Annotated in this window: 18 protein-coding genes and 1 pseudogene; 10 read left to right on the top strand and 9 right to left on the bottom strand. The window is 35.1% G+C overall.

Going from position 1 to position 16,069, the window contains the following annotated elements:
• Positions 1-7: 7 nt before the first annotated feature.
• Complete coding sequence (gene qoxA / locus GMB29_RS06730; RefSeq protein WP_227551555.1) at positions 8-1,006, bottom strand: cytochrome aa3 quinol oxidase subunit II; 999 nt, start codon at positions 1,004-1,006, stop codon at positions 8-10.
• 559 nt (positions 1,007-1,565) lie between these two features.
• On the opposite strand from qoxA, the gene GMB29_RS06725 reads away from it, so the two are divergent.
• Together GMB29_RS06725 and cyoE are read left to right on the top strand one after the other, a co-directional pair.
• Positions 1,566-2,504 carry a COX15/CtaA family protein gene (locus GMB29_RS06725; protein WP_136355525.1) on the top strand — a complete coding sequence of 313 codons (939 nt, stop codon included), beginning with the start codon at positions 1,566-1,568 and terminating at the stop codon, positions 2,502-2,504.
• 38 nt (positions 2,505-2,542) lie between these two features.
• Positions 2,543-3,457, top strand: a complete 915-nt coding sequence (gene cyoE, locus GMB29_RS06720) for a heme o synthase (protein WP_136355523.1) — start codon at positions 2,543-2,545, stop codon at positions 3,455-3,457.
• Positions 3,458-3,902: 445 nt separating this feature from the next.
• Here cyoE and cobA read toward each other — a convergent pair whose 3' ends face one another.
• Entirely contained in the window at positions 3,903-4,664 is a 762-nt protein-coding gene (gene cobA, locus GMB29_RS06715; RefSeq protein ID WP_136355521.1) for a uroporphyrinogen-III C-methyltransferase, read from the bottom strand.
• A 223-nt stretch (positions 4,665-4,887) separates the two neighbouring features.
• Here cobA and GMB29_RS06710 point away from each other — a divergent pair, with 223 nt between their 5' ends.
• Positions 4,888-5,166, top strand: a complete 279-nt coding sequence (locus GMB29_RS06710; RefSeq protein ID WP_136355519.1) for a phage holin family protein — start codon at positions 4,888-4,890, stop codon at positions 5,164-5,166.
• A gap of 286 nt (positions 5,167-5,452) precedes the next feature.
• Here the strand turns inward: GMB29_RS06710 and GMB29_RS06705 are convergent, their stop codons facing one another.
• Both GMB29_RS06705 and GMB29_RS06700 read right to left on the bottom strand, forming a co-directional pair.
• Positions 5,453-6,004: a GNAT family N-acetyltransferase gene (locus tag GMB29_RS06705; RefSeq protein WP_136355517.1), complete on the bottom strand. Its 552-nt coding sequence runs from the start codon at positions 6,002-6,004 to the stop codon at positions 5,453-5,455.
• A gap of 2 nt (positions 6,005-6,006) precedes the next feature.
• The gene (locus GMB29_RS06700; RefSeq protein ID WP_136355516.1) at positions 6,007-6,519 is read right to left on the bottom strand and encodes a GNAT family N-acetyltransferase; all 513 of its coding nucleotides are present in this window, start codon (positions 6,517-6,519) and stop codon (positions 6,007-6,009) included.
• Between the two features lie 660 nt (positions 6,520-7,179).
• Here GMB29_RS06700 and GMB29_RS06695 point away from each other — a divergent pair.
• Positions 7,180-7,647, top strand: coding sequence for a hypothetical protein (locus GMB29_RS06695; RefSeq protein ID WP_136355514.1), 468 nt, complete (start codon positions 7,180-7,182; stop codon positions 7,645-7,647).
• Between the two features lie 74 nt (positions 7,648-7,721).
• Here GMB29_RS06695 and GMB29_RS06690 read toward each other — a convergent pair whose 3' ends face one another.
• Both GMB29_RS06690 and GMB29_RS06685 read right to left on the bottom strand, forming a co-directional pair.
• Entirely contained in the window at positions 7,722-8,516 is a 795-nt protein-coding gene (locus tag GMB29_RS06690) for a cytochrome c oxidase assembly protein (RefSeq protein WP_136355512.1), read from the bottom strand.
• On the bottom strand, positions 8,506-9,015 hold the full coding sequence (locus GMB29_RS06685) for a DUF2243 domain-containing protein (RefSeq protein WP_136355510.1): 510 nt from the start codon (positions 9,013-9,015) through the stop codon (positions 8,506-8,508). The genes GMB29_RS06690 and GMB29_RS06685 overlap by 11 nt, the downstream gene beginning before the upstream one ends.
• 242 nt (positions 9,016-9,257) lie before the next feature.
• On the opposite strand from GMB29_RS06685, the gene GMB29_RS06680 reads away from it, so the two are divergent.
• Positions 9,258-9,428 (top strand): hypothetical protein, encoded by a 171-nt coding sequence (locus GMB29_RS06680; protein ID WP_155443845.1) that lies wholly within the window; start codon positions 9,258-9,260, stop codon positions 9,426-9,428.
• Between the two features lie 186 nt (positions 9,429-9,614).
• On the opposite strand, the gene GMB29_RS06675 is transcribed toward GMB29_RS06680, so the two are convergent.
• Both GMB29_RS06675 and GMB29_RS06670 read right to left on the bottom strand, forming a co-directional pair.
• On the bottom strand, positions 9,615-9,779 hold the full coding sequence (locus GMB29_RS06675; RefSeq protein WP_136355508.1) for a DUF4021 domain-containing protein: 165 nt from the start codon (positions 9,777-9,779) through the stop codon (positions 9,615-9,617).
• Positions 9,780-9,849: 70 nt separating this feature from the next.
• Complete coding sequence (locus GMB29_RS06670; RefSeq protein ID WP_136355506.1) at positions 9,850-10,272, bottom strand: pyridoxamine 5'-phosphate oxidase family protein; 423 nt, start codon at positions 10,270-10,272, stop codon at positions 9,850-9,852.
• A 384-nt stretch (positions 10,273-10,656) separates the two neighbouring features.
• Between GMB29_RS06670 and GMB29_RS06665 the strand changes: the two genes are divergently transcribed.
• The 5 genes and pseudogenes from GMB29_RS06665 (at position 10,657) to GMB29_RS06645 (ending at position 14,820) form a co-directional block, all read left to right on the top strand.
• Positions 10,657-10,947 carry a DUF2383 domain-containing protein gene (locus GMB29_RS06665; protein WP_211091263.1) on the top strand — a complete coding sequence of 97 codons (291 nt, stop codon included), beginning with the start codon at positions 10,657-10,659 and terminating at the stop codon, positions 10,945-10,947.
• Between the two features lie 272 nt (positions 10,948-11,219).
• Positions 11,220-11,304, top strand: a pseudogene (locus GMB29_RS27955) (asparagine synthase); the annotation flags it as partial.
• Between the two features lie 462 nt (positions 11,305-11,766).
• On the top strand, positions 11,767-13,101 hold the full coding sequence (locus GMB29_RS06655) for a cytochrome ubiquinol oxidase subunit I (RefSeq protein WP_136355505.1): 1,335 nt from the start codon (positions 11,767-11,769) through the stop codon (positions 13,099-13,101).
• A gap of 13 nt (positions 13,102-13,114) precedes the next feature.
• A complete protein-coding gene (locus GMB29_RS06650) occupies positions 13,115-14,149 on the top strand; it encodes a cytochrome d ubiquinol oxidase subunit II (protein ID WP_227551552.1) in 1,035 nt (344 codons plus the stop codon).
• A 158-nt stretch (positions 14,150-14,307) separates the two neighbouring features.
• Entirely contained in the window at positions 14,308-14,820 is a 513-nt protein-coding gene (locus tag GMB29_RS06645) for a DUF3231 family protein (RefSeq protein ID WP_136355503.1), read from the top strand.
• 48 nt (positions 14,821-14,868) lie between these two features.
• Here the strand turns inward: GMB29_RS06645 and uvsE are convergent, their stop codons facing one another.
• Positions 14,869-15,822, bottom strand: a complete 954-nt coding sequence (gene uvsE / locus GMB29_RS06640; protein WP_136355501.1) for a UV DNA damage repair endonuclease UvsE — start codon at positions 15,820-15,822, stop codon at positions 14,869-14,871.
• Positions 15,823-16,069 lie beyond the last annotated feature (247 nt).

Here is a 16,069-nt window from a genome sequence, read left to right as displayed (position 1 = left end):
TCCCTTCTTAGTGGTTATGATGTTCACTAGATTCAGTTGTCGTTGAAGCCTCTTCTTCATGATTGTCTTCTACAGCTTCTGTAGATTCTTCACTATCATGAGAATCTTCACCACCATGAGGTTTTATTTCAACTCCGTATTTTTCGCGGACTTTCATCGCATATTCACCAGAATCTACTCCATGATCAACAATATCTAAGTGAGTATTTGAAAATGTCATTTCTTCAACTGTGTCAGGCAACAATAATTTTTCATATGTTTCTTCTGTTAATTGTGGTGCTTTTTCTTGTGTTTCTTTTACCCATTTTTGGTAGTCATCTTCTTCTAAGGCTACAAAGTTAAATTGTTGATGTGTCATACCTTGGCCTGTAAAGTTAGAGTTCATTCCTTCATATTCTCCAGGTTCATCAGCCTGAAGGTATAAATCATTTACCATACCAGGCATTCCATATTCTTGACCGCCAATTTGCGGAACCCAGAAAGAACTCATTGAATCAGCAGATGTAATCTTGAAAAGTACTGGGTGGTCTTCCGGAACATTTACATAATTGACTGTTTCGATATCTTCCCCTGGATAACTAAAAATCCACTTCCAATCGGCAGATGTTGCATGAATAACAATTGGTTCTTTATGTGCCGTTTCTTTTGGCGGTTTTTCTAAATCATAAAGTACTTTAACTGTTGGAATTGATAAAGCAATAATGATGACGATTGGTATAACCGTCCAAATGATTTCCAACTTTGTACTGCCATGAATATCAGGCTCGTGATCCTTTTCATTGAAATTTTTACGGTCACGATATTTTACAATAACAAAGGCAAATAGTGCGTAAACAACAATCATGATAAATATCATAAAGTAAATTGAATACATAATGAGATCTTTAAGTGTCGCAGCATTAGGTCCTTTTGGATCAAATATTGCATATTCACTACAGCCACTTAAAACAAATAAAAATAGGAATGATGTTGCAAGAACTAAATAAGGCTTTAACTTTTTGAACACCTTTGTCACTCTCCTTTCTAAAACAGCGCATTTATGAATCAATGATTTCAAATGGTAAAACAAATTATATTCACCTACACATACTATCAAAATAAAAAAAAAACAAAATAGTTTCCTACGCATTATTTATTAACTTTCAAAATTTAGACGAAGTTTCTTCACAGTTTGGTAACAATTTTGCCAAAAGATTATCATAATAGATTTCATTACCAAGTTTTCGCTCCTTTTTATTTTGATATACTAATAATGTAAGTGAAAGGTTGAACAATGTAAAATAGTTTTAGAGGTTGAAATCATGCGCTAATCAATAATACTAAAATTTTATAGAAAGTTAAACTATTTTGATAATCTAACTATCTATGTATTACTCGTTTTTTCCTCAAAGTAAACTACACATTGAAAAAGTATGGATTTTTAAAATGTTTATAAATTGCAATAGCTTTATGACAATAATGTGTCTTTTGTCTTCATTGGATGTCATTCCTTTTACTTTTCATCATAATAAGAGTATAAATAATATGTTTTATAAAATTTCTTTTACGTCAAGGAGAGATATTGATTGAAAAAATATATAAAGATCATTGCCATCTTAGCTGTTATTTCTATGGCATTTGTTGTTCTTGGAGGAGCTTTAGTAACCAAGACTGGATCTGCAGATGGATGTGGAAGATCATGGCCTCTTTGCGAAGGAGAACTTGTACAACTTTCTGATGTAACACCTGAAAAACTTATTGAATTCGCACATAGAGCTACGACTATGATCGGGTCTATCTTTGTTGTTGTACTGGCCATTATGTCTTCTATTTATATTAAGAGAAGAGAAACAAAACTGCTTGCTTCGATCTCAGTATTATTTCTAATCATACAGGCTTTAATGGGGGCTGCTGCCGTTATGTGGGGTCAAAACCCATATATTATGGCGCTGCATTTTGGTATTTCAATGATTTCATTTGCTTCAGTATTGTTACTCGCTTTATTAGTCTTTGAGTTTGACTATAAATTCGATGCTAAGGAATTAGTGATTGGGAAAAAGATGAAACGAAATCTTTATTTCCTATCTTTTTATACTTATTTTGTTATTTATTCTGGAGCACTTGTCCGACATGAAGGAGCAGGTCTTGCCCTGCCTGTATGGCCCTTTGGTAATGGTGGTTTCATTTCCCTGGAAACGATTCAGCAACTTGTTCAGTTTGGGCACCGTTCACTTGCTCTGATTTTATTCGTATGGATTTGTTCAACTGCTTATTTTGCATATAAACATTATTGGAACTACCGCGTTATCAAATATAGTATGATTAGTTTGGTTGTATTATTGCTGATGCAAATTACAAGTGGAATCTTGACAGTTGCTACAGGTTTGAGTTTGACATTTTCACTTATACACTCTTTAGTTATTACGCTTATCTTTGGTGTTCTTAGCTATATCATGCTGTTAAATTCTCGCAGCAAAAGTGTAGAAAAAATGTTAGACAACAAAGAGATGAAAAGAGTAGGGTAAGACTTACTCTTTATTTAAATTGAAAGAGGAGAATGGTTGTGAAAAACACCGAGATCGTATTAAAAGATTCGCTTTCTTTGAAAGAGTATTTCTCTTGGAAAGTGATAAAATTAATTATAAAAACTGGAATCATTAAATCCAATATATTAGGGATGCTCGCTGGACTAAGTCTTGCATTATATATCTATGACATCGGGTTTATCGAAAAACTACCGATTATCTTACTATCTTTAATTGGAACATCATTTGTCGTAGGCGGATCTGGTGCTATTAATAACTATTATGACAGAGATATTGATTCTATCATGAAGCGAACGAAGGTCCGTCCAACAGCTGACGGTTCCATCAATCCTAAATTTGCATTATGGTTAGGGATCGCATTGGTTGCGATTGGATTAGTGCTGCTCCTTTCTATTTCAATTTTGGCAGCAGCAATGGCCTTTTTAGGATTTGTCTTTTATGTATTTGCTTATACAATGTTTACAAAACGTTCCACCATTTATAATACTGAAGTGGGAAGCTTGTCTGGTGCAATGCCTCCAATTATAGGATGGGCAGTTATTTCAGCAGATATTTTCCATCCTGTTGCAATTGGATTATTCGTCTTTATGTTTTTATGGCAGCCACCGCACTTTTATGCCATTGCGATTAGACGATTAGAAGAATACAAAGATGCCAGCGTACCAATGCTGCCAGTTGTAAAAGGGATTTATCGAACAAAGGTGCAAACAATTGTCTATTTAATTGTTTTACTAATCACTTCATTTCTCTTTTTCCCATATAGTAAAACAATTACCTTTGCCATGTTTGGACTAACGTTAGTATGGATACTGTTGGGGATTTGGGGATTTAAAAAGGTAGATGATAAAAAATGGGCCAATCTCATGTTTGCCTTTTCATTATCACATCTTACAATTCTTTTTGCATTAATGATTATTATTTCGTTGATCTAAAACAATTCATTTCGTGTTTGTATTTTAAACTGCGCTCGAAAATAGTACAGAAACCTTGGGGGTACTCAATGAATATATTGAGTACCTCTTTTTATTTGGCTGTTTTCGAAAACTTTGTTGCTATATACCAAGTAGTGCGGTGTAGTTGATTGCAGCGAGAGGATGCTCGCTTTTTAGCGGGGCGGGCGGTGAGCCTCCTCGATGTAATGCCTGCAGGAGTCTCGCAATCTGCTCCAATTAACCATAAATAGTTTTCGTTTTAAAAGACAATCTCCTAGAAAGAGCCTTTTATTATGATTTGAGTTTTTAGGTAATCAAAAGAACATATTGACGATCTCAATCCACATTAACAAAAAAATCCAGTGAAAAACTTAGTTTTCACACTGGATTTTCTCTGTTATGTCTATTTGTCCGCTTCCTTTAAAGGATAATAGTTTAAGATATATTATGATTCTTTTAATTCTTCAAACCACTTAATTTTATCTCTTAATTCCACAACTTGTCCGACTAAGACAATTGCTGGGTGTGTAATATTATTGCGTTTTACTTCTTCGACGATTGTTTCTAGGTTGCCTGTAATCGTGACTTGTGATGTTGTTGTTCCCCATTGAATGATGGATACGAGTGTATCTGGACTTTTTCCATGTTCGATTAGTTTTTCACAAATATATGGAAGGTTTTTGATTCCCATATAAAATGCAATTGTATCGATTCCATTTGCTAAAGCTCCCCAATTAATTGTATCCGTTTGTTTGTCTTCTCTACCATGTCCAGTAACAATCGCAAAAGATGATGCATAATCCCGGTGAGTAACTGGTATACCAGCATATGCAGGAGCTGCTATTCCCGAGGTAATCCCAGGTATTACTTCATAGGAAATACCATGATTTTTTAAAACCTCGGCCTCTTCTGCTCCACGGCCAAAGACAAAAGGATCTCCACCCTTTAATCTGACAACGATTTTTCCTTCCAATGCCTTTTCAACTAATACTTCATGTATTTGTTCTTGGATGAGTTCATGTTTACCAGGAAGTTTTCCACAATAAATAAGTTCAGCATCATTTTTGGCATGTTTCAACAACTCTTGACTAATAAGACGGTCATAAACGATGACATCAGCCTGTTTGATACTCTCTAATCCATAGACAGTAATAAGCTTTGGATCACCAGGCCCTGCACCCACTAAAAACACTTTTCCTTTATTCATCGTTTCTACCCTCTTCCATATCCATATAATTCATTTATTTTATCACACTATTTCCAATCTTTAAAAAGGTATTATTTCATGATAGAAGTAATTATTACCAATGCTTTTTTACACTTTTTCTTTTAGTTAAATGAAGTACCCTAATTCACATCTATACATACACTAAATATAAGCCAAATAAAAAAGAATCATTGTTTCATCTAATCACAAGGAGAGAAATGAGATGGAATTTATTGAACTGTATATCCGATCTGATGCATTCATTTTAATTCCTGTCTTATATTATATCGGAGTATTCTTGCGGCAAACCCCGTTCCTCCCAAAATGGAGCTACACTTGGATTAAGCTCATTTTTGCCATTATAGCATGTCTTCTTTATTATGGATTTGAAATTGAATCCGTTGTTCAAGGCATACTTGTTACAGGTGTCGCTGTTATGTTTCGGGATATCCTTCATCATTCAATCTTAGGAATATTTGAAAGAAATACTCATAAGAAGTAGGAGATTCTACATTTTGCTGATAAAAAGACCAGTAAATAGTATCAACTGGTCTTTGGTTCATTTTTATTTAAGCTATCAATCTAGTTAATGAGGAAAAGAATCGTTGAATAAATAGGTAGAGTGAGTAAAAAAATAGGTTAACTCTTTTTATACCACTATCATATTATATACTAGACGTGAGGCAGCACCTTGCGTCACATTAGACTGGCTTACTAAAGTCAGTCTCTTTTTATGAACCATTTGCTTTATGACATAGATTCGTTACCATATCTTTAACAAACGAATATTAACTTTTTCTTTCATTCCATTCATTCACAAGCATTCCATACACAATATGGTCAACATAATGGTCATATAACCATTCGGCCTGCCTAATACATCCTTCATTGACAAAACCTAATCTTTCCGGGATATTTCTGCTCTTCTTATTGCCCGCTGCTGCCCTTATTTCAACCTTATTTAGGTACAGCTCCTTAAATGCATATTCTGTCAAAGCATTTGCAACCTTCGTCATGATCCCGTTTCCTTGAAATTCTTCACCTAGCCAATAGCCTATATATGCCGTTTTGTTTGACCAATTTATTTCATTATATCCAGCTACACCCGCAATTTGTCCATTAACTAAAATAACTGTATTCAAGCTTTTATTTTCAGCAAAGCCTTTTAATGACATTTTTATAAATTCATTTGTATCATCTTGTTTTGTCGTTTGGTCCAGCCATGGAAGCCATTGTCTTAAATAATCTCTTGAACTGTTTGTTAAATCAAAAATTTTTTCTCCGTCTCTTACTTCTAGTAACTTTAAAGATATCTGATCATCAATATTGTATAGAAACATATTCATCTCCTACCATTTTTTTCATATGTCCAATATAATTTATCAGCAGATTTTTTTGTGATGTGAAAGCCAATTTTCTCTAACACGCGAATAGATGCAAAATTATCTGAATTACAGGTCGCTATAGCTTTGTTTACACCTGGTTGGGACAAACCCCACTCTACCATGGCTTTTCCCATTTCAGTTGCATATCCTTTACCACGGTAACGAGGAACAATACTATAGCCAATGTCGATGATTCCCTTTTCATTTGGTCCGCCTTTAAAACCCATATCACCTATTATGCAATTGTCACTTTTATGAATGATGATACCTTCCCACTCATTTTCATGCGGGAAATTGTGAAACCTATTTATTTTATAAAGAAAAAGTTGTTTATATTCTTCTAATGGCCATTCTGGTGCAATACAATATGGGATCAACTTTCGAAGCTCGTCATGACCTTTTAACAATGCTTCCATCATCTCTACTGTAAATGTAATGATTTTAAGTCTTTCAGTCATTATTTCCTGCAAAGTAACTCCTCCTAGCCAAAATGAATACTCCTATGTAACTAATACTCAAATGTTTTTTAAATACTTGCAAATTTCAATAAATCTTTTAAACCTATTTTAAAACGAATACATTTTCTGATCAATAAATCGCAAATGTTACATTTTAGTATTTCATTATTTTCAAGTATAATTGATTACTAGATCAATTTAGTTATTGAAAGGAGAAATTGAATGAATTGATGTTTTTATTTATACATTACTGATTGTTACGTATATTGTATCAAGATTTATTGAAGCCACATTTTTCAGCTACGAGATTGGTATTCTAGTAATTCTTACATTAATTCTTTCATTTAGAAAGGCTGGCGGGCTTTATTTAATTTCCGGTATTTGCTTTCTAAGCACTGGAACTCTTTTATTTATAAGCAATGATTTTGCCTTGGTATACGTTCCTCTTTCATTTTGAATCGATGTCAGACGTTCTTTCCCTATTTTTAGCCCTTCCCTTTATTAACTAAATTATCCGAGTGGGCCGATATGATATCAATCTTGGTCTCTTATTAAGAATAAAGTAAATCAATTGAGTACATTATATAAACGCAGTTTTCTCGTTACATATTTTCTTGGTTTATTCTTAAATATCGCTACCCTTTCATAGTAAAAAATTCGTTAGAACGGACATTGTCACAACTACCAAAAAACAAGGTAGATAAATACTATTCTCAAAATTTATTACGCGCTTATGCACTTTGTCTTACTTGGAGCCCGATGGAAGCAATGATCAGTGCATCAATCGATATTACAAACAAGCATTATTATCAAGTATTCCCAATATTATTTTCGATTGCTTCGATAACCGTCATTTCCGATTGGATACTATCGTATTTCAAGTATAAGAATGTTCCAATAACCATTGAAAATAAGTCAGAAATATCGATTAAAAAAGTTAGTAAAAAAATTATTGAAATGGTTTTTATACTAATTATTTTTATTATTTGTGTTTCTTTCTTACAAAATGTTCTGAACAAAGGCTTTCTTTTTTCTTTCGTTCTTGTGATTATTCCTATTTCAATCATATGTGCCATTGCGGTGTGGTTGATTGCAGCGAGAGGATGCTCGCTTTCCGCACCATCTCTTAAAGGTGCCTAAGACAAAAAGGGCTGTAAAGATTACTCCATATCTTTACAACCCTTTTTTCATATAAGGAAAATGGTATCTTATCATTACGCGTTTTCTGTCCCTTGGGAAATGTCTCGGGGCCTGCTCTCTCTATACCATTGTAAACAAAGGAGAAAAATGAGAAAGAGATCTATGAGATCCCCGCCATAATACATCAGCATCCCACCTATTTCAGCCTGTGCTGCTGGTACGCCAGCAGGTGGGTTTGCATAAATGTATTTAGATAACATACCATGTGCTGCTAAAGCCATGATTAACGTAATTGCACGATATAGATAACTAGATCTATGTGGTGCTGGATCAATATAAATGATAGAAATCGTAAACAAATAGCCGGCAAAAAAAACATGCACATGGATAACGAAATAAAGCAGGAAATAGTCATGCATTATGGCATATAAATTCGTCGTATATAGAATCCACACCCCTCCTACGTTAAGCAGGGAGGTCATAATTGGGTCACTAAGGATACGTAGCGGCCTGCTCTTTAGTGCACGCGTTAGAAGTCTTGCTTGTTTCACATTGAGTGCTCGCAGGACAAGAGTCATCGGGGCAGCTAATACGATAAGAAGCGGAGCAAGCATGCCAAGAAATAAGTGACCAAGCATATGGACTGTAAAATCACTATGAGCACGATTCGCTATCGGGCCTACAAATACCAATGCGGTACAGAGAATCCCTAATATCCAAAAGATCGTACGGGATAAAGGCCATTTTCGATAACGGCAACTTGTAATCGATGCTGCAAGAAGATAAATGATGATTGCAGCCAAAAACGGAAACAACAAGAAGAGGTCATAGGCTTGTTCACTTCCATGATGAATATGATTATTGTTCATTTGCTATTTTCCCATTTCCTCTTTTTGATTCCCTTCCCGTTCGAAAAATTAGGCTCATCGCCGTTAAAACCATCAAGGCGGCAACTATGTTCCAAACTAAATCGTAAATAAGCACATTTTCCACATAGCGAATTTGATGTATTCTCATAATCTTGTGTTGTATGGTTCCATCGTATAACTGAAAAATACCTCCACCAAGCATCATGCCGCCCCACCATCTTTTAAACCAAAAGGCATTCCTGCGATTTAGGTCAGCAACCAGGAACAAACCACCAATCGTTGCAAACCAACTAAACGCGTGAAACAAACCATCTGAGACCAAGCCAATTTCTGTTGTTGACTTGTCATAAAAATGATGCCAATGTAAAAGCTGATGAAAAACTGCTTCATCAAAAAAAGCAACAAGTCCTAGTCCGAACAGAATACCTGACCACAAATTACGACTCAAGTAATCAAAGCGAGCTGAAAAATCTTGATTGTGATTCATTTCAGAAGCCATAGGTGTCCTCCTCCAACTTTATACTAGCTTTCATCCAGTTTATCCAAGAATAACAAGCGATACACCAAAGGAAATCATTCACCAGTAGGATCATGAAAATACCCAATAACATTTCATTTTCTATCATTTAGCAAATTTCTTCCTTCGCATTCTATTGTTTCTTATATTGATTAACTTTTTTCACCTCTTGAATAATTTCACAAATTCTAAGCATCATAATTTGTGTTTAGGAGGTGAAAATGATGGCTATTCAAGAAAATACTAATGAAAAGCAAAAAAATAATGCAATAACTAGCAAACAAGATTCAGGATCAGAATATCACCGTGAACATGCAGGAAATGTTGAAGGTTATGGAGAAACAGAACCATATGTTAAGGGTTTAACTAATATGACTGAAAAAAATGATCAATAATTTTTCAAAGATATACTATTCTTATATAAAGCAAACATAGAAGTGTGTCGTAGTTGGCGTCTTATCTGAAAAAATACGAATCATGTTAAGAGTGAATGAGGTATTCACTCTTTTTATCGATTATATAGGTATCTATGCATGTCAAAAAACAAGCATAGCTTTTTTGCTATGCTTGTACACAAATGATTATTTACTTTCTTCATGTGGCAAACGATCCTCCACTTCTGTTTCAGCCATTCCATACAATCCGTTCATAGCTTGTTCATCCATATCAAGTCCAATGGAATTTTCAATTTGCACATTAATTTTACCTTTTGTTTCTACGACTTTTTTAGAATTTGGATTATTCATAAGAGCTCACCTCCAAATTTAGTATGTTTAAAAAGGCAGCAAATCATTAATCAAAGGTCATGATTGTCCCTTACATATGAAGCTCTTTAGGTGCTTCACCATGATCATTTAAAATACGTACAGTTTCCGGCTGTATTTCTAGAAACACATAATTTGGATCATTTGGTCCCTCAAACCATTTGTTAAATGATTCTTCCCAGAATCTTTCTTTCACTTCTTGGGATTTATTGATCGTCGATGTTCCAGTAATTTCAACATACGTATCGCCTATTCCATTACCTTCATACCCAATCAGCACAGCCACATTTGGATTATTTTTTATTTCATCTACTTTCTCTGTATCAAGCTTTGTTGGTGTAAAAAGGGTTAAATCCTCATTATAAAACGTCATATATCTTGTATGTGGTTTGTTGTTTTCAACGGATGAAAGGACACCTGTTTTATGATTTGCGATCGTATTTATTACTTGTTCTTTTAATTCTTGTTCACTCATCATTATCCACTCCTATCAGTTATTTTATTAAGCTGTTTTCGCAAACTTTGTTGCTATCTATATACCAAGTAGTATGGGTTAATTGCAGCGAGAGGATGCTCGCTTTCCGCGGGGCGGGCGCCTCCTCGGGGGTCTCATCTGTCCCGCTGCTCCAGCAGGAGTCTCTTAATCTGCTCCAATCATCCTTAAATAGTTCTCATTTTAAAAGCAAAATAGAATCCTTTTATTATTACTTTTCCTCTAAATACTGAATTTAAACACTCGTACAAAATCAAATAAAAAGTATACGACTTATTTTCAAGTTATACTGACATTCTTTTTCCACTATTTAAACGGATATTTTTTGGACCTAAAAGAAAAATAGGAATAGAAAGGAAGTTCTTTATGAATAAAAACACTGTCATTAAGGAATTAAATGAGTATTTAAAAGGCGAGTTCATGGGTATCCATGCTTACGAACATTACATTCAGCATACAAATGACCAAAACATGAAAAAATCCCTTCAGCAAATTCAGCAGGACCATAAACAACACGCAGCAAAAATTGCGGAAAGAATTCAAAACCTTGGCGGAAAAGCAGCTGAGGATAATGGATTCATGGGTTCCATAAGGGAATCAATGATGATGATTAAAGGCTTTCCAGATACAACAGATGAAATTTTAAAGGAGTCATAAATGGGCAGCAACTGGGCATTCGAGCCACAGAGAATATCGTACGAGGGGATTTGGATCCAGAGAGCCTACAAATTGTAAAAAGTAATCTTGATGAAGATCGGTCACATATTGATCAATTGAATAGGTTAATGGATTAGATCTAGAGTATCGATTATCTTGTTTATTAGACAATGCTTGTTATCACGAAAATTTATCCTATTCATCCCTGCTAGGCGAACATTAAAAAATGGTGTACAACACACCTACTAACTTCGATGTGGATGAAAATGACTATAAATATACGTGAAGGATTCATTCCAACTGCATTAGGGACAGCCGTAACAGCTGCCGGGTATGCGCTAAAACAAAAACTAGGTTCCATTAAAGCGAAACTTCTATCAGTGCGAGGTTTTCTTATCTCACTGATGGTTAGTGAGACTTATCGGACATCTACGGACAGTTATCCCCCCACCTTCGCTTCATTGTATAACTCTAGCTTAGAGGTGGGGGTTTTACTGCCCGTTAATGGCCCGTTAATGAGGGTTTGTTACGGATTGATGCCAAAATAAACCAACCCATATCCTTCTAATCACTTCCACCACCCTCTAAATATTTTTTCGTAATCGAATTTATCGTCGTTAACATATGTTCCTGCCCATTACTCTTTTATATAACAAATATGAAAACAAGGCTCTTTGAAAAATAATGATCGTTTATCAAGTAAAATTTAAGGGCTGTTCTAATATCTATTTTTCTAATCCTAGCAACCTTTAAGAATAATATTTAGAAAAAAGTGGATAATACGATTGACTGTTATGTAAATAAAGGAGTTAAGTGCAAATGGATGATTTAGTCTTAGCAAGATCACTTTTTGGAACAACGATGGGCTTTCATATTATTTTTGCAACACTTGGTGTAGGTATTCCACTCATGATCTTTTTGTCAGAAATACTCTATCAAAAAACAAAAGATCCAGATTATGCGGTGATGGCCAAAAGATGGACAAAGGGGCAAGCTATTCTATTAGGTGTTGGGATTCCAACCGGAACGATTGCAGGTGTGCAACTTTCTCTATTATGGCCTGGTTTTATGGAGGTTATCGGCAAGGTTATGTCACTTCCATTTCAAATTGAAATTTATGCATTCTTCATAGAGGCCTTGTTTATGTCCATATATGTTTATGCTGCTGACAGACTTTCACCAATAGCAAGAATTATTTCAGTTTTTTTTGTCGTAGTCGGTGCAGCATCATCTGCAATTTTAATTACAAATGTACATGCGTTTGAAGGTACTCCAGCTGGATTTCGCATTGAAAATGGTGAAATTGCTGATGTTGATCCATGGGCAGCGTTTTTTAATCCTAGTTTTATCACAACTGCTGGGCATGTTGCAGTATCTGCGTTTACAACAGGGGCTTTTGTTATTGCTTCAATTGCTGCGTTTAAAATGATAAAAAATCGAAAAAATGAACGTCTTTATCAATTTCATCGCAAAGCACTATTACTCGGCTTAACAATTGGTGGGATCTTTTCATTGGTAACAGCTTTAAATGGACATGAATCTGCCCAATTGCTCCATGAATATCAACCTGAAAAACTAGCTGCAGCAGAAGGATTATTTGAAACACAAAGCTACGCTCCCCTTGCTATTGGAGGTTTTACTGACCGAGAAACACAGGAAATAAAATACGGCATAGAAATCCCTTGGGCGCTCAGCTTTTTAGCTGGAAACCGATTTGATACGGTTGTCGTTGGACTGAATGATTTTCCTGAAGAATATTGGCCGCCATTATTTATCCATACCTTATTTAATGGAATGGTATTTATCGGCAGTTTTCTTATTCTTTTAGCTATTGTTGGTTTAGCATGGAGATTTATCTTAAAGAAAAGGATTTTTCCAAAATGGTTATTAATTCCCGTGATTGCCTCTGGTCCGCTTGCATTGTGTGCCATTGAGTGCGGCTGGATTTTTGCTTGTACTGGAAGACAACCATGGGTTATTTACCGCATATTAAAAACAGCAGATGTTGTAACAACTTCAGGGCAAATTGGTACACTATTTATCCTCTTTACAATTGTTTATTTTGTTTTGGGTGTTGCTGTTGTCCTTGTGTTAAATTACTATTTCAAACGAAATCCTGTTGAAAAAGAAATTGAAATGACGATGAGTTCATAAGGAGGAAAAGGATTTGTCAACGGATGCGCTATTAGCAATTACGATCATATGGGGATTTATTTTTATCTATGCCGTCATGGCTACAATGGATTTTGGTGCGGGTTTTTGGTCGATGGTTTATATTAATAAACCACAAACAAATGCCACCAATATTGCAAACCGATATTTGTCCCCTACATGGGAAGTAACAAACGTATTTATTGTCGCCATCGTTGTCGCACTGTTTAGTTTTTTTCCAGGTGCTACTTTTATTCTCGGAACTGTCTTATTGATTCCCGGTAGTGCAATCTTACTGTTACTTGCCATTCGCAGTGGCTTTTTAGTTTTTTCCCATATTGCCAAAGAATATGAAAAATTCCTTACATATATTTCAGGTATATCAGGCTTTATCATTCCAGGCATATTAATGCTTGTCCTACCTATTACACATGGTCAGTATATTGACGTTGTAAATGGAAACTATGTACTCAATGTTGGAGCTTTACTCTCAAGTCCAAACATCTATGCATTTGCTGCATTTGCCGTGACGAGTACATTGTTTTTATCTTCACTTTTGTTAGCTGACTATTCAAATGTTGCAGAAGATTTAGACGCATATAAATTGTATCGTCGGGATGCACTAATCCTTGGTCCGATCTCAATTATCATGGCTTTTTTCATCATGGTTACGCTTAGAACCGAAGCAAATTGGATTTTCACTAAAATGATGGATAATATGCCGTGGTTATTAGGTTCTGTTGCGATGTTCCTGATTGCAGGAATTTCACTTTTTTTACCTTCCACACGGCATTCAACACTAAAAGGTCGTCCTAGGTTAGCCGTTGTTGCTGCTACATTCCAATATTTTTTTGCCAGCTATGCATATGGACAAGCACATCTACCTTATATGATTTATCCTGATGTGACAATTCAATCTGGATTTACCCATCCAGAAACCTTCCGTGCCCTATTCATTACTTATATAGTCGCATTTATTATCCTTTTCCCTGGTTTTGTTTACTTTTGGCGATTATTTATGAAGGATAAAAGATATATAAAAGCAAAATAAATCTTAGTCGTTTTTTCGAAAATATGAATGAAAGCAAGTTTCCTGACAGATACTTTGTTATGTATTTCATATTTGATATAAAACATGCCTGTTTTATATCATCTATAACCCGTTAGGAGAACTTTATGGATTTTAAAAAAACATTAAGGAGTGCTTTCATGGGAATTTTAAGTGGTAATCCTCAAAATGAACCAATGCATTATGGCGAAGTCTTTGGTACTTGGTCTTTCGTAACTGTTGCGAAGGGTGTGGTATCTGGTTATCAAGCTCATTTGAATCATGCAGGTGATGAAGATTTAAAAAAATTACTAGCAGAAGCTATTCAGCACTGTAATCAGGAGATTGAACAAATCGAAGCAATCCTGAAAGAAAATGGGATCGGACTTCCGCCAACACCACCAGAAAGACCTAATGCTTGCCTGGATGATATTCCTGTAGGTGCGAGATTTGCTGATCCGGAAATTGCTGCTATGTTAGGAACGAATACTGCAGCTGGTTTAGTTGCTTGCAGTCAAATTATCGGTCAATCAATAAGAGAAGATATTGCGGTGTTATTCGGTCAAATTCATACACAAAAAGCAGCATTTGGTGCAAAGGTGTTAAGACTTAATAAGGAAAAAGGATGGTTAATCCCTCCTCCCCTTCACCATAGTCACTCTGAAGACTGCTAAAAAACAAGTGTCTCTAATTGAGGCACTTGTTTTTTAACCATTTATAGTTCACCATTCCACTGCAGAGCTTGTTATCCGCTTTACTCCTCGAATCGAAGCGATTTCCTCCACTAATCGTTGCATGGCAAGATTCTTTTGCTTAGCCTCTATCATAACGTCAAAATCTTGATTAAGCTCCTTTGCCATTTTTAAGAAAGGAAGGATAAACTCTAAAGAAACAAAATCTGCATGTGAACGAAATTCTTTATCGGATTTTGGTGATGAAAGATGAACTTTTGGTATGAGAGATGGACATGCCCAAGTGTTGAAAATACGCTGCAAATATGACGGAAGCTTAACTTCCCCGCTATTCGCCATAAAATGATGATAATCAAGGATCATCGGAATCTTTTCTATCTCACATGTATGGAGCGTCTCCTCAACATTATACGTCTTATCATCATTTTCAAGTGTCATTATCTTTTTTATATGAATTGGCAAATGTTTTATATTCTCATGAAATCGTTTAATAGATTCTTTTTTATCACCATATGCTCCGCCAATATGAATATTGATGATTGAACGATCAATGATCCCCATGGCTTCAAGCATCCCATAATGATATTCCATATCCTTTATAGAATTGATTGTAACTTCATCCCTTGGACTTGTGAAAAGGGTAAATTGATTAGGATGAAAGCTTGGACGCAGTCTAAAATGATTGACCAATTGTCCAAGCTCTTTCCATTCCTCTTTAAAAGGTGAAATAAAATCCCACATGACTTCAGGATGAGTGGCTAAAGGTACAAGTGAGCTAGAAAATCGATACACTTCTATCTCATGTGCCACATTATAATACAGGATTCGTTTCGTATGTTGTATATTTTGCGCTGTCACTTCTAAGAGCTTTTCCTTTCGCTCGTCTTTCGAGAGAGCTGAATAGTGAGCAAATGTTAATGTTTTTGAGGGACTTGCATCCCATAATCCTAAAGCATTCGCAACATAACCAAATCGAATCTTCATAAAACTTCCCCTTTAATTATGTAAATTTGAGCATAGTTCACCATACCCTTTTTTTTACATTTTCATTTCTTATGAAAATTATTTTAAAAGTGGGGATATTTCTACTGCCTAAAATTAGTGTTCGAATTCAATTACTTGTTTATGCGGAAAGAATATTTATCAGTGTATTTTAACTATATTAGCGATTTCTTACCATATATCAGCGAATTTTTAATTATTTCGGCGATTTCTCACATTTATCAGCGAA

The sequence above is a fragment of the Metabacillus sediminilitoris genome, assembly GCF_009720625.1.
GTDB classification, from domain to species: Bacteria; Bacillota; Bacilli; order Bacillales; family Bacillaceae; genus Metabacillus; species Metabacillus sediminilitoris.
Note: the sequence above shows the minus strand (reverse complement) of the source record. Positions and strands in the feature narration are given on the sequence as shown.

Coding starts and splice junctions, on each gene's coding strand:
- GMB29_RS06705 (WP_136355517.1), bottom strand. CDS start 6,004: ATGTTTCTATACAATATTGATGATCAGATATCTTTAAAGTTACTAGAA.
- GMB29_RS06690 (WP_136355512.1), bottom strand. CDS start 8,516: ATGAACAATAATCATATTCATCATGGAAGTGAACAAGCCTATGACCTC.
- GMB29_RS06680 (WP_155443845.1), top strand. CDS start 9,258: ATGGCTATTCAAGAAAATACTAATGAAAAGCAAAAAAATAATGCAATA.
- GMB29_RS06675 (WP_136355508.1), bottom strand. CDS start 9,779: ATGAATAATCCAAATTCTAAAAAAGTCGTAGAAACAAAAGGTAAAATT.
- uvsE (WP_136355501.1), bottom strand. CDS start 15,822: ATGAAGATTCGATTTGGTTATGTTGCGAATGCTTTAGGATTATGGGAT.
- GMB29_RS06665 (WP_211091263.1), top strand. CDS start 10,657: ATGAATAAAAACACTGTCATTAAGGAATTAAATGAGTATTTAAAAGGC.
- GMB29_RS06655 (WP_136355505.1), top strand. CDS start 11,767: ATGGATGATTTAGTCTTAGCAAGATCACTTTTTGGAACAACGATGGGC.
- GMB29_RS06645 (WP_136355503.1), top strand. CDS start 14,308: ATGGGAATTTTAAGTGGTAATCCTCAAAATGAACCAATGCATTATGGC.
- GMB29_RS06710 (WP_136355519.1), top strand. CDS start 4,888: ATGGAATTTATTGAACTGTATATCCGATCTGATGCATTCATTTTAATT.
- GMB29_RS06685 (WP_136355510.1), bottom strand. CDS start 9,015: ATGGCTTCTGAAATGAATCACAATCAAGATTTTTCAGCTCGCTTTGAT.
- GMB29_RS06670 (WP_136355506.1), bottom strand. CDS start 10,272: ATGAGTGAACAAGAATTAAAAGAACAAGTAATAAATACGATCGCAAAT.
- cobA (WP_136355521.1), bottom strand. CDS start 4,664: ATGAATAAAGGAAAAGTGTTTTTAGTGGGTGCAGGGCCTGGTGATCCA.